At 38.0% G+C, this 13,109-nt stretch carries 15 protein-coding genes; 2 read left to right on the forward strand and 13 right to left on the reverse strand.

What is annotated here, in order from left to right:
• Positions 1-42 precede the first annotated feature (42 nt).
• Complete coding sequence (locus MM239_RS07635; RefSeq protein ID WP_241347609.1) at positions 43-363, reverse strand: hypothetical protein; 321 nt, start codon at positions 361-363, stop codon at positions 43-45.
• A gap of 178 nt (positions 364-541) precedes the next feature.
• Here MM239_RS07635 and MM239_RS07640 point away from each other — a divergent pair, with 178 nt between their 5' ends.
• Positions 542-943 (forward strand): DUF983 domain-containing protein, encoded by a 402-nt coding sequence (locus MM239_RS07640; protein ID WP_241347610.1) that lies wholly within the window; start codon positions 542-544, stop codon positions 941-943.
• Here MM239_RS07640 and MM239_RS21080 read toward each other — a convergent pair.
• The 7 genes from MM239_RS21080 to MM239_RS07675 all read right to left on the reverse strand — a co-directional run bounded on the left by MM239_RS21080 (position 854) and on the right by MM239_RS07675 (position 7,395).
• Positions 854-1,057 (reverse strand): transposase, encoded by a 204-nt coding sequence (locus tag MM239_RS21080; protein ID WP_317235621.1) that lies wholly within the window; start codon positions 1,055-1,057, stop codon positions 854-856. The genes MM239_RS07640 and MM239_RS21080 overlap by 90 nt on opposite strands.
• Before the next feature lie 386 nt (positions 1,058-1,443).
• Positions 1,444-2,682 (reverse strand): glutamate-5-semialdehyde dehydrogenase, encoded by a 1,239-nt coding sequence (locus tag MM239_RS07650; protein ID WP_241347611.1) that lies wholly within the window; start codon positions 2,680-2,682, stop codon positions 1,444-1,446.
• A gap of 1 nt (position 2,683) precedes the next feature.
• The gene (gene proB, locus MM239_RS07655) at positions 2,684-3,757 is read right to left on the reverse strand and encodes a glutamate 5-kinase (protein WP_241347612.1); all 1,074 of its coding nucleotides are present in this window, start codon (positions 3,755-3,757) and stop codon (positions 2,684-2,686) included.
• Positions 3,758-3,839: 82 nt separating this feature from the next.
• Positions 3,840-4,838 carry a magnesium/cobalt transporter CorA gene (gene corA / locus MM239_RS07660; protein WP_241347613.1) on the reverse strand — a complete coding sequence of 333 codons (999 nt, stop codon included), beginning with the start codon at positions 4,836-4,838 and terminating at the stop codon, positions 3,840-3,842.
• A gap of 8 nt (positions 4,839-4,846) precedes the next feature.
• Positions 4,847-5,221 (reverse strand): response regulator, encoded by a 375-nt coding sequence (locus MM239_RS07665; protein ID WP_241347614.1) that lies wholly within the window; start codon positions 5,219-5,221, stop codon positions 4,847-4,849.
• A gap of 223 nt (positions 5,222-5,444) precedes the next feature.
• Positions 5,445-7,073 (reverse strand): chaperonin GroEL, encoded by a 1,629-nt coding sequence (gene groL / locus MM239_RS07670; RefSeq protein WP_241347615.1) that lies wholly within the window; start codon positions 7,071-7,073, stop codon positions 5,445-5,447.
• Between the two features lie 43 nt (positions 7,074-7,116).
• Complete coding sequence (locus MM239_RS07675; protein ID WP_241294477.1) at positions 7,117-7,395, reverse strand: co-chaperone GroES; 279 nt, start codon at positions 7,393-7,395, stop codon at positions 7,117-7,119.
• A 224-nt stretch (positions 7,396-7,619) separates the two neighbouring features.
• On the opposite strand from MM239_RS07675, the gene MM239_RS07680 reads away from it, so the two are divergent.
• Positions 7,620-8,327 carry a hypothetical protein gene (locus MM239_RS07680; protein ID WP_241347616.1) on the forward strand — a complete coding sequence of 236 codons (708 nt, stop codon included), beginning with the start codon at positions 7,620-7,622 and terminating at the stop codon, positions 8,325-8,327.
• Between the two features lie 55 nt (positions 8,328-8,382).
• On the opposite strand, the gene secG is transcribed toward MM239_RS07680, so the two are convergent.
• From secG to miaB, 5 genes are read right to left on the reverse strand one after another with little or no spacing between them, the layout of a single operon-like run.
• The gene (gene secG, locus MM239_RS07685) at positions 8,383-8,766 is read right to left on the reverse strand and encodes a preprotein translocase subunit SecG (protein ID WP_241347617.1); all 384 of its coding nucleotides are present in this window, start codon (positions 8,764-8,766) and stop codon (positions 8,383-8,385) included.
• Between the two features lie 10 nt (positions 8,767-8,776).
• Positions 8,777-9,583, reverse strand: coding sequence for a hypothetical protein (locus MM239_RS07690; protein WP_241347618.1), 807 nt, complete (start codon positions 9,581-9,583; stop codon positions 8,777-8,779).
• Positions 9,584-9,620: 37 nt separating this feature from the next.
• Positions 9,621-10,166 (reverse strand): LptE family protein, encoded by a 546-nt coding sequence (locus tag MM239_RS07695; RefSeq protein ID WP_262918464.1) that lies wholly within the window; start codon positions 10,164-10,166, stop codon positions 9,621-9,623.
• On the reverse strand, positions 10,153-11,445 hold the full coding sequence (locus tag MM239_RS07700; protein ID WP_241347619.1) for a sigma-54 interaction domain-containing protein: 1,293 nt from the start codon (positions 11,443-11,445) through the stop codon (positions 10,153-10,155). The genes MM239_RS07695 and MM239_RS07700 overlap by 14 nt, the downstream gene beginning before the upstream one ends.
• Before the next feature lie 15 nt (positions 11,446-11,460).
• On the reverse strand, positions 11,461-12,918 hold the full coding sequence (gene miaB / locus MM239_RS07705; RefSeq protein WP_241347620.1) for a tRNA (N6-isopentenyl adenosine(37)-C2)-methylthiotransferase MiaB: 1,458 nt from the start codon (positions 12,916-12,918) through the stop codon (positions 11,461-11,463).
• Between the last annotated feature and the right edge of the window lie 191 nt (positions 12,919-13,109).

Raw genomic sequence — 13,109 nt, forward strand, 5'->3', positions numbered from 1 at the left:
GAGGTTCCTATTTGATCCAAGAGTAATGTGTAGTTCTTTAATTTAAGCTTCAGGAGGTGGGCCAGTGACATCGTTGGCACTTGAAAAATGAATGGCTTCAGCTATGCTTGGCCATGACTTGCTCACCAAGTTGAACTCATTTTTTTCTTTTAGGGCAAACTGATTACAGAAAAGTTTAAAGTCCTTAAACTTCCTTTCATTTTGAGAGCTCTCCGTGTCTGGAATGATTTCGTTATCCATGTCAAAAATAAACTCTACAATGATCTCGGCTAGTGTGTCAATAGGATCATGTACTTTGATACCGTCAGGTACTACCGTGTCGGAGTTGTAAAAATTTGCTGACAGATTAATGAAATTAATCACTAAGAGGATATTGATCCACTTAATTAACTGATTCCTTGTTTTTGATTTGGTCAACATGACTGCAAATATAGTGATTCTATATAAAGATTTTGAAATTATGTATTTTACTAAATCAATAACATTTTGTTTAGTAGCTTTTCGCACGATGTATTGTATCTTTGTGAAAAGATAAAAAAGCATGAGTCATAAAAGTTTAGGAGGTGCAATTATCAAAGGAAACTGCCCGAGATGTAGAGAAGGTAATATTTTCCCAGTTTCTATGCTTAGCTATAGGAAGTTGTCTGATGTACATAATAGGTGTCCAAAATGTCAAGCTGTACTCACACCCGAACCAGATTTTTTCTATGGAGCCATGTATATCAGCTATGCATTTTCGGTTGCTTTGGTGGTCAATGTATTGATAATTCTCAATTACTTTTTTGACGACCCAGATGTATGGGTATATGTATCTACTGTTATGGTGGCCAACCTTATCTTAATCCCAGTTATGCTAAGGTATTCGAAGGTGCTCTATCTCTATGCTGTAGGAAAGCTTTCTTACGATCCAAGCTGGAAAGCTAAGTTGACTGAGTTCAACTAACACTTGTGTGTGGTCTGGCATTGCAAAAATGGAAAGTATTTTTTGTTTTCTGTTTTGTGCAATTCCTGTAATGTATTGATGTAATTCTTCTCTATTTTGCTTTGTAATAAGGATCTATCTGCCTTTTACGGCAAATACAATGTGTATGTAAATTTGTGTATAGGTATTGGGCATCGTATTAACAGGTCGCACCTAGGGAGCTATTTTATGGTTGCTAATTTATTTTCTACAAACAGTTTGCCCCGTTGGGGCAGGGGATTTCTGTTGTCTTTGTTTTAAATAATTTGACCCATTGGGGCAGCGGAATTTCAATTGACTTTGTTATAAACAGTTTCTCCACTGGGGTATCTTTATGAAAATTTATATAATCTCTAAAACCCGCAGACCTTTCAGGTTTTATTGACTACCAATCAATTATTAGAAACCATTGCGTGATATCTGATAAGGATTTTATCGCTATAGATCAATCGATTATTGCAATATGATACGGGTTTATGATGTTATCTGATTTGACCTGTTCCTCGAATCACCCATTTGTAACTGGTCAGTTCTGGTAAAGCCATAGGCCCTCTTGCATGTAGTTTTTGAGTACTGATCCCTATTTCTGCACCCATTCCAAATTGATTGCCATCGGTGAATGCTGTAGAAGCATTTACATATACAGCTGCTGCATCGACTACATGAAGGAATAGCTCTTGATTTTGTGAAGAATTACTGATGATAGACTCACTGTGTTTTGAACTGTATCGGTCTATGTGCTTTAAGGCTTCATCTATACTTTTTACCGTTTTGATAGACATTTTCAAAGCAAGAAATTCTGTCCCAAAGTGGGTCTGGTTGGCAGCTTTGATTTGATCGTTCGCTTCAAGTACTTCCAGAGCTTGCTGGTCTGCAAAAATTTCCACTCCTGACTCAAGCAAATCCTCAACTAGCTCTTGAAGGTCCGAGAGTCTGTTTTGGTGAATGATTAAGCAGTCTAGACTGTTGCAAACACTTGGTCTTCTAGTTTTTGCATTATGAATGATAGCTTTACCCATTGCTAGATCAGCTGATTCGTCAAAATAGCAATGAACTATACCAGCTCCAGTTTCTATTACAGGGACTTTAGCATGCTCTCTGACATAATTAATCAGGTTCTGACTACCTCTTGGGATGATGATGTCCACAAAATCTACAGCTTCAAGCAAGGCTTTTGTAGCAGATCGATCTGTTGGCAGTAGGGTAAAAGCTTCTTTAGGTAATTCCAGCTGAGCTAAGGTCCTATGAATTACCTTGATAATGGCTTCGTTGGATTCAGCTGCATCCGAGCTTCCTTTAAGTACTAGCCCATTTCCTGACTTCAGGGCAATACAGAACACATCGAATGTTACATTTGGACGAGCTTCATAGATTACCCCAAGGACTCCAAGAGGAACGGAAATTTTGTTGAGCTGCAGCCCATTGTCTAAGGAACGACTTTCGATGGACTTTCCAAGTGGAGACGGCAGAGATTTGATTTGGAGGATTTCAGATACTATACTTCGGATTCTGTCCTCATTGAGGAGAAGTCTATCATATTTTGGGTCACTTTTTTGCATTTTCACCAAGTCTCTCTCATTGGCTTCAAGGATATCCCCCATAGATGCCAAAGTATTGTCAGCTAGATGTTCCAAAGCCGCATTGATCAAGTCGGGATGAATTCTTGAAAGTGACTTTGAGGCTTCTTTTAGTTTTGCAAAAGTATCTTGAAAGTGATTCATGTTAGAAAATGTACAAATAGTTGTAGTGAATAATTGGTTTTTGATTTTTCTGACCTATTTTTTCTTGAATAGTCTTTGCGCTATATTCAGCCCTCCCGAGACCAAGCCTCTGACCCTCTTGGTCTATAATCCTGAGGATATCACCTTTCTCAAATTCCCCATTTACCAAGACAACTCCAATAGGCAGAAGGCTACTGATTTTTTGGCTCGATAGTGCGGCTTTGGCTCCTTCATTGATCATGACTTCACCTTTATAGTATTGATCCCCATGAGCTAGCCATTTTTTGGTACCATGCTTTACTTTGCTTGGTTCAAAATAGGTGAATGATCCTTGCTTGTTTTGAATTTGATCTAAAATATTGTCTTTTTTTCCATTGGCTATGATCACTTGTATGCCTAGGCTAGCAGATCTTTTTGCCATGTTGAGCTTGGTAAGCATACCACCTCTACCAAAAGAAGATTTGGTAGCTGATATATAGCTTGCCAGGTTGTCAGATTGGGCATCGACTTTTTGGATCAGTTCGGAGGTAGGGTCAGCTGGTGGGCCTGTATATATTCCATCAACATTGGTCAAAAGGATGAGTGAATCCGCATCTACCATGGCTGCTGTAAGACTCGCAAGTTCATCGTTGTCAGTGAACATCAATTCAGTAATAGCCACTGTATCATTTTCATTGATGATTGGGATGATATTTTGATCCAAGAGTCCGAGCAGGCAGTTTTTCATATTGAGAAAATGCTTTCTATCTCTAAAGTCCTCTTTGGTGACTAGGATTTGGGAAATGGCCAGTTGGTGGTCTTGGAAAAGGGATTTGTATGTGTTGATCAGCTCGATTTGACCCATGGAAGCCCAAATTTGTTTTCTGATCACTGGGTTGATTTTATCTGAAATATTAAGCTCTTGACGGCCAAAAGCAACAGCCCCCGAACTTACCAGAACTATTTTGGTACCCTTTCTGACCAAAGATGCAACTTGGGATGTCAGGTGTTTCATTCTCTCAAAATCAGGCTTTCCTTCTTGGGTTGTCAATACATTAGACCCGATTTTGATTACGCAAAAATTCAATTGATTCATATCCGAATTGTCAAATTGTTGCAATATTACTCGGATACTTGTAGAAATGCTACATTTATATGCTTTAGCTCTAGAAGATTTGCTAAAACCAGCGTTTTCTTTTGAAATAAATCACCATGAGCAAAGATACTACTATGAAGAAAATCCAGCTGGTCAAGTAACCATATTTCCAGTTAAGTTCGGGCATGTTTTCAAAGTTCATCCCATATACTCCAGCGATAAAGGTCAATGGAATGAAAATAGTAGCAATGATTGTCAAGGTCTTCATTACTTCATTTTGTTTCAAGCTGATATTTGACATGAAGATTTCGACCAAAGTGGTAATGGATTCCCTTTGCATCTCAAGATTTTCGATGATTTCTACGGCGCTTTCATAGATATCATTGATAAAAGGATTTACTTTTTTGGTGACAAAAGGGCTTTCAGATTTTCGCCAAGAGGAAATAAGCTCTCTAGTGGGCCACACGATTTTTTTTATTTCTTGAAGATTTTTCCGTTGTCTATAGATGTCAGCAAGGTGAACCTTTTTTTGATCATTGATGATATCATCTTCTAGCTTTTCAGTTTGGTCACTGATCAATTCTAAGATGACATAGTATTGGTCTAGTATCGCATCAAGTAAGGTATATGAAAAATAGTCAGTACCTAATTTTCGCATTTTGCCGTAGGGATTTTCTAACCTAACCCTTATTGGGTCAAAGATATCATAGGCATGCTCTTGAAAGGTGATGACCAAGTTTTTGTTGAAGGCTATACTTACTTGCTCCATTTCCAGTGCTTCTATGGAACTCTTGGTGTAGAGCATCTTGGTGACAATCAAGATGAAATTGTCGAAATCTTCAAGTTTTGGTCTTTGATCAGTGTTTTGAATATCTTCGAATGCTACAGGGTGAATTTCAAAAAAATCACAAACATCTTTAAATACTTTATCATCATCGCCTTTGTAAATGTTGAGCCAGAATTTTTTGTCTGGCGTGATCAAACCAGAGATTTCTTGTATGCTTTTGAGGTGATGCTTTTCAAAATGATTTTCTGCAAATGCATATAGCTCAAAACTTCTCGTCAAAGTGGCATTTTCCATTCAGAAATTTAAAGAAGATTTTTGAATTTTTCTGGTGTAAGAGGTTTTTCAATAAACCCATCTACACAATCATACCTTTTTGCCTTTTGCTGATCTTGGAAATCTATCGAGCTTGAAAGCATGATTATTTTGTCTTTTCTGTGCTTATTTTTTTCTAAATATTGATTGAGAAAATCCCAACCATTCATCACAGGCATGTTGATGTCTAGCAGAATAAGTGTTTTTTCGTCAGGTGAAATGCTAGCTAATCTTTCTAGTGCTTTTTCAGCCTCAAGATATTCTTCCACTTGTTCTGCGATATTCATTTTGGAGATGAGCCTCTTATTGATCAGGTTGTTGATCGGGTCATCGTCTACTAGAATGATGGAATAAAATTGATACATTAATATTAATCGCGATAAAAGTGGACTTTAACTTTGGGTAACTTCCTACTAAAGTACAATTATATTCGGATGTTTGAAAAATAATACCAGAAAAATTGCTCAATTGACGTGTATCCATAGATGTATCAACTAATTCGATGGAAACATGTACTGGATCTAATCCACAAAAAAAGGGAGCATAACTCCCTTTTTTATAAACTTATTTATGAATTGGTGTCATTGATTACATCATGCCACCCATTCCGCCACCGCCCATTGGAGGCATAGCAGGACCTTCTTCTTTCACATCTGCTACCACACATTCAGTAGTAAGGAGTAGCGCCGCAATTGAAGCTGCATTTTCTAATGCAAGTCTTGTTACTTTAGTCGGATCGATTACACCTGCTTCGAATAAGTCTTCGTAAACATCAGTTCTTGCATTGTAACCATAGTGTCCAGAATTTTCTTTGATTCTATTCACGACTACAGATCCTTCGCCACCTGCGTTTTCTACGATAGTTCTCAATGGAGCTTCGATGGCAGTTCTTACGATATTGATACCAGTATCTTGGTCTTCATTTTCACCTTTTAGTGAGTCCAAAGAAGCAGCAGCTCTTACCAAAGCTACACCACCACCTACTACGATACCTTCTTGTACTGCAGCTCTTGTAGCGTGAAGTGCATCATCTACTCTGTCTTTTTTCTCTTTCATTTCTACTTCAGTAGCTGCTCCGATATATAGGATAGCTACTCCACCAGAAAGCTTAGCAAGTCTTTCTTGTAGTTTTTCTTTGTCGTAATCCGAAGTAGTTTTTTCAATTTGAGACTTGATCTCTGCGATTCTAGCTTGGATAGCAGAAGCATCACCTGCACCATTTACGATGGTAGTGTTGTCTTTGTCTATATTTACTTTTTCTGCAGTTCCCAAGTAATCGATGGTAGCATTTTCTAATTTGTATCCTCTTTCTTCAGAGATTACAGTACCACCTGTAAGGATAGCGATATCTTCAAGCATTGCTTTTCTTCTATCACCAAATCCAGGAGCCTTTACAGCTGCAACTTTGAGAGCTCCTCTGATTTTGTTAACTACCAAAGTAGCCAATGCTTCACCATCTACATCTTCAGCTATGATTACCAAAGGTCTTCCCGCTTGTGCTACTGGCTCCAATACAGGAAGCAACTCTTTCATAGAAGAGATTTTCTTGTCGTAGATCAAGATATATGGTCTCTCCAATTCAGCTTCCATTTTTTCAGTATTGGTAGTGAAGTATGGAGAAAGGTATCCTCTGTCAAACTGCATACCTTCTACAGTTCTTACTTCGGTTTCTGTACCTTTAGCTTCTTCTACAGTGATCACACCATCTTTACCAACTTTTTCCATAGCATCAGCGATCATCTTTCCGATCTCATCATCACTGTTTGCCGAGATAGTGGCTACTTGCTGTATTTCTTTTGAAGTAGAGATTACTTTAGAGCTAGACTTCAATGAAGCTACCACAGATTGTACGGCCTTATCGATACCTCTTTTAAGGTCCATTGGATTGGCTCCTGCAGCTACGTTCTTGATTCCTGCATTGAAGATGGCTTGTGTAAGTACAGTTGCTGTTGTAGTACCGTCACCAGCATTATCAGCTGTTTTTGAAGCAACTTCTTTAACTAGTTGAGCTCCCATGTTTTCGATTGGCTCTGCCAATTCGATTTCTTTGGCTACAGATACACCATCTTTAGTGATGGTTGGTGCACCAAATTTTTTGTCAATGATGACATTTCTACCTTTTGGGCCTAAGGTTACTTTCACTGCATTGGCCAAGGCGTCAACTCCTTTTTTAAGTTGATCTCTGGCATCGGTATTGAAAAATAATTGCTTTGACATTTTTTAATTTCTTTTTTGGTTTTTGAATGTTTTGATAGAATGATTAAAGTACTGCAAAGATGTCAGCTTCTCTCATGATCAAGAAATCCTTACCATCTACAGAAAGTTCAGTACCAGCATACTTACCGTAAAGTACAGTATCACCTACTTTTACAGTCAATGGTTCATCTTTTTTGCCACTGCCTACGGCTACTACGGTACCTTTTTGAGGTTTTTCTTTTGCTGTATCTGGAATGTACAATCCTGAAGCGGTTTTCTCTTCAGCTGCAGCAGGCTCTACCAGAACTCTGTCTGCAAGAGGCTTGATGTTGACTTGTGACATAAATTATAAGTTTTAATTAAGGTTAGTTCAAATTTCTTTCGTGCAGCATTGTTCACTTTTTGTGCCAATCCTCGAACTTGGCTCGTTCCTGCCATAAAGTCTTAAAATGCCTCCCGAGAGTCTGTCAGAAATGATTTTTTTAATTTTTTTTCTGTCAAAATTTCAATCATAACTTTAAAATCTGTCAGAATTTTACTATCTTTTTATTGCTTAAATTGATCGTTATGAAAACATTATCTGAAAATTGGATCACAGAGGGCTGGATAGATTTCGAGTATAAGAAATATGTGCTATTAGCATATCTGAAAGATGTAAATCATGATTTTAAAAATGTCAAGCTGTACCCGCCATTGGCAGACTTGATTCATCACTATGGCAGGCTGAGGCAATTTGCCGAGAACAAGGAACAACTCAAAGCCGCTTTTCCAAAGCTCATCACAAGTGCTGATATGGAACAGCTAAAATTCAATTACAAGCCACTTCATATTGATGATGAGACGATGCAACAGCTTGAGGAGATAGTGCAATATGCTCTACCAAAGTTCAAGGATCGTATTGAAGAGGGCAAAAGAATTTATGATTTCTTAGAAGGGGAGATGTCTATAGAGCCAGTGGGTATATGTCCCATTTATCAAAAAGAAGGTTACATGATGTTGTCTCAAGAGAAGACCAAAGATATTTTAATTTATAGGTATCAAGTCAATTTGTTTCAGAATAGTGTGGATCGTTATAAAGGAATCATGCTTCAGTTTATAAAAAATGTGAGGCTTTCTTTGGTTAATACTTTTGAGCAAATCAAGATGAACTTGGTGAAGGAATATAAGGAACTGCCAAATCCAGCGACCTATCGTATTCATTCCAAATTTCATGTGCCGATACAAGAAAGCCTAATCCCGATCAGTAAAAGACTTTTGCTTAAAAGTGTAGAATAAGAAAGGCTCTCCGGTTGAGGAGAGCCTTTTCATTGATTCTATTTTTTTTGGTAGATTAATCTTCGTTAGAATCTTCTACGGGTGCTTCTGATCCTTCAGACTCAGCTGGAGTAGATGGTAAAAGGGAACCGCCTTCTTCATTACTGTCAAATTGAGGAGCTACCATTTGTCTCTTTGCATTCTCGATATTTGGCGAGCTGAAAGAATCCACACTTGATGAAGTGTAGAATGCAGAACTTACCAATGAAAGAACAAGTATGGCTACAGCCAATACCCAAGTAGATTTTTCAAGAATATTACCGGTTTTAGTAACACCCATAATTTGCGATGCGCTTCCACCAAATGCTGCGCCTACACCACCTTTTGAGTTTTGCGAAAGGATGACCAAAATCAACAATACGGCCAATACAATGATGATGCTAATAAGAATGGTAAACATATTTTTAACTTTATTCTTCTAATTCTTTTATCAAGTCCGCAAAGTAAGTGCTTTTATTTGGAAATTTCACAATTAATTTTTTATAAATTTCCTTAGCTTTTCCTTTTTTTCCTTGCTTTACGAGTAATTTGGCAAAGGCCTCTGAAATGATGTTTGGATTAAGCTTGGTGCTTTTTTCAGAAAGATCTTCTTGTTTTTGAACATTTTCAATCTCTTTGATTGTAGCAAGCTTGATTTCTTTCTTGCTGAAGGCTTTGATGATATCTATCTGTTCTTTTTTCTTACTATCGACAATTTCCTTCTTCTCTTTTCTTTTGATAGTTTCTATCAGATCATCGGAACTCCCTGCTCTTTTTGTTTTTTTCTTACTTACTCCCTTTTTTTTCTCTGGAATATCCTCTGGCGTCTCTGGGGCACTCTTTTGATGGAGGTCTTCATCTAATTTTTTCAGAATATTGGCCCTTTGACTAGGGCTTTGCTCTTCAGAAGGTGTGGGGACCAGATCAAGTGGTTCTTTAGATTCACTTTTGATTTCTGGATTAGCCGGGAGCTTTGTTGAGTAGTCTGTTGGCTCTGGGAATGCGATGTCTTTTTCAAGAAGTTGTTTCAGCCATTGCCTGTTTGGGCTACTTATTGCCGCCCATGGTAGAAATTCATTGCCTTTGCCTTTTGAATGCTGATATTCATATTTAGCCAAAAGGACATTTGGAACTTGAAAATAAGGGAAATTTTCATGAACCTTGATCAACTGGTTGACCTGCTCTTTGGTGAGCTGATTTCCATGTTTGATGATTTCTTGAAATTGTTCTGCGTTCACTTTATTTCTACTTATCGAGTTTCGAATATAATCAATTTTACCAATTGGCCACAGTAGCGGTGAAGATATCCTGTATGATGTTCTCAAATATTTCTTCTATCAATGTGCTTTCTACTTGAAGCAATGAAGTTGTTCTAGGGTTGTAATCTGAAAAGAATGAAAAGCTTCTTTTAAGGTTGTCTTCTTCATTTTGCAGGTTGATAAACTCTACCTCAACGACAATGGTCAACCTTTCTTGACCAGCCCTGTCTGGGACATTGGGATCAGTACTGGTCACAGAGGCTTGTGGAGCCGTGTTGTACCTTACAATGGCGCCGGATAATTGGAGATCCCCATTACTTCTGACTAGCTCTAGTTGTGTGTTTCTTTGATAGAAATCTTTCAATGATTCTGTGAACAACTGTCCCATGTTTGCAGGACCTCCTCCTGAATCATTGAAAAAGTTCTCAACTGAAAATGTTTTCGTGATGTCGTAATCTATGTTGGTTCCAGTAAAACTATACTTCACCGAACAGGCTTGAATAGAAAAGGCAAGGATTATAAAAATGCCCAGTCTTTTCTTGAGTGATTTAATCAATATCATATTGCTTGATTTTCCTATATAACGTCCTTTCGGAGATTCCTAGGTCGTTGGCGGCATGTTTTCTTTTATTATTATGCTTTTGCAATGCCTTTACGATCATTTCTTTCTCTTTTTTCTCTAGCGAAAGTGAATTATCGTCTTCTTCATGGATGATATCCTCTATAGCTTCTTCTTCATATGATTCATGATCCTCATTCTTCTTCATCTGATCGATCACTAAAGGGAAATTCACTGGTGAAGAAGGTTGAGAAGTTGTTTCGTCAAATTTGACTGAATGTTCGAGATCTTCGAAGAGATTTTGGTGCTTGTTTATGATATTTGCATTCAATTCACCTGACTGATATGTTTCTAGAACGAGCTGCTTAAGTTCATTCATGTCTTTTTTCATATCAAATAGCACCTTATACAAGATATCTCTTTCTGAGAAATCTTTGCTGCCTTCTTGGCTAGCTCCGCTTCCTGTATAAGGCGCAGGTAATCTAGTTTGGTCAGAAGGTAAGTATCTCCCCAATGTAGCTGCATCTATCTCTCTCTCTTGTTCTAGGAGAGAGATTTGTTCAGCTAAGTTTTTAAGCTGGCGAATATTTCCTGGAAAAGGGAATTTCATGAGGAGCTGCTTGGCATCTTCATCAAGTGATATGGGTTTGACGCTGTATTTTTCGGAGAAATCCGTGGTGAATTTTCGGAAGAGTAACACCATGTCTTCGCCTCTTTCTCTCAATGGAGGGACGTAGATCGGTACTGTGTTTAACCTGTAGTAAAGGTCTTCACGGAATTTACCTTTTTCCACAGCTTTGATCAAATTGACATTAGTGGCTGCGATGACCCTTACATTGGTCTTTTGAACTTTAGAAGAGCCAACTTTGATAAATTCACCATTCTCTAAAACCCGAAGCAGTCTCGCCTGAGTCCCAAGTGGCATTTCTCCGATTTCATCCAAAAAGATGGAACCTCCATCTGTTACTTCAAAATACCCTTTGCGGGCTTCATGAGCACCTGTAAAGGATCCTTTTTCATGACCGAAAAGTTCTGAATCTATCGTGCCTTCTGGGATAGCCCCACAGTTGATGGCAATGAATTTCCCGTGCTTTCTGACACTGAGAGAATGTATGATTTTGGAAAAAGATTCTTTTCCACTACCGCTTTCACCAGTGATGAGCACAGTCATGTCGGTAGGAGAGGCTTGCATAGCCACTTGTATGGCATGGTTGAGCAATGGACTATTGCCTATAATTCCAAATCTTTGCTTTACACTCTGAATCTCTGATGCTGTGATCATTTTCCTAGCTTTGGTTTAAGATACTACTTCTCCAAACAATGTGGCTGGTGTGCAATCTGTGATTCTCACGGTTACATAATCACCTTTTTGGAAGTTTCCTTTATCGATGATGACAACCTTATTGGCGGTGTTTCTACCTTTTAGCTGCTCTGTAGACCTTTTAGATTCTCCTTCGATGAGAATCTCTTGGATTTTGCCTATATCCATTTTATTTCTTTCATCCGATAATTTGTTTTGCTTATCGATGATCTCATTGAGCCTTCTCTTTTTGATATCCAAAGGAATATCATCTTTGAATTTTTTAGCAGCCAAGGTCCCAGGTCTTTCAGAGTAATAGAACATGTAAGAGAAATCGTATCTTACAATATCCATGATGCTTAAGGTGTCCTGATGCTCTTCCTCTGTTTCTGTACAGAACCCTGCAATCATATCAGAAGAAATGCCACATTCTTCACCTAGTATTTCTCTGATTTTTGAAACTCTTTCGATATACCATTCTCTATCATAAGTACGATTCATAAGCTCAAGCACCCTTGAGTTACCACTTTGCACTGGCAGGTGGATGTATTTGCAAATGTTGTCGTACTTCTTCATCGTATAAAGTACCTCGTCAGTGATGTCTTTTGGATGAGAGGTGGAGAATCTTACCCTCAACTTAGGGTCAATCAAAGCGACCATTTCTAGTAGATTTGCGAAATTCACAATCTCACTTGCATCGTCTTTTTTATTCAGTCGAGCTTTATTATTCTCTTCAGGTGACCATTTGTAGGAGTCTACATTCTGACCTAGTAGGGTGACTTCTTTGAATCCTTTATCAAATAACTCCTGTGCTTCTTTTACAATTGAGTGTGGGTCTCTACTTCTTTCTCTTCCTCTAGTAAATGGTACTACGCAAAATGAGCACATGTTGTCACAACCTCTCATGATGGAAATGAATGCACTCACACCATTAGAATTCAGCCTGACAGGAGAAATATCAGCATAGGTCTCTTCTCTGGATAAGAAAGTATTTACTCCTTTGTTGCCTTCTTCTGCTGTGGCTACCAAGTTGGGAAGGTCTCTGTAAGCATCCGGACCTACTACCACATCTACGATTTGCTCTTCTTCAAGGAGTTTTTCTTTCAGTCTTTCTGCCATACATCCCAAGACCCCAATCGTCATCTCTGGTTTATGTTTTTTTATAGCATTGAATTGTGAAAGTCTTTTGCGGACTGTGGTCTCTGCTTTTTCTCTGATTGAGCAAGTATTCAAAAATATTACGTCTGCTTGTTCAAAGTCCGAAGTTGTATCAAATCCATTATCTTTCATGATCGAAGCGACAATTTCGGAGTCCGAGAAATTCATCTGACAACCATATGATTCGATGTATAACTTTTTCGATTTCCCTGTGTTTTCATCTTCAGTAGTCTTGTAATCACATGCCTGTGCTTCCTGAGCTGAGATGATGTCTATGTCCTTGATGATATTTTCCATATAATACTTCAATTTGAAGATGCGAAATTAACAAAATACCGACAAAATGACAGACTTCAGTCACGTATTTATTTTGAAGTTGTAACGAAATGGCTCTTGATTTGCTTAAATAAATCTTGAAACTGTTATATTTGAATTTCACCTAAACATAGAATAATATCAAACGCTTTTTATATAAGTTTTTGAAAATT

Source organism: Belliella filtrata (assembly GCF_022549775.1).
Classification (GTDB): Bacteria; Bacteroidota; Bacteroidia; order Cytophagales; family Cyclobacteriaceae; genus Belliella; species Belliella filtrata.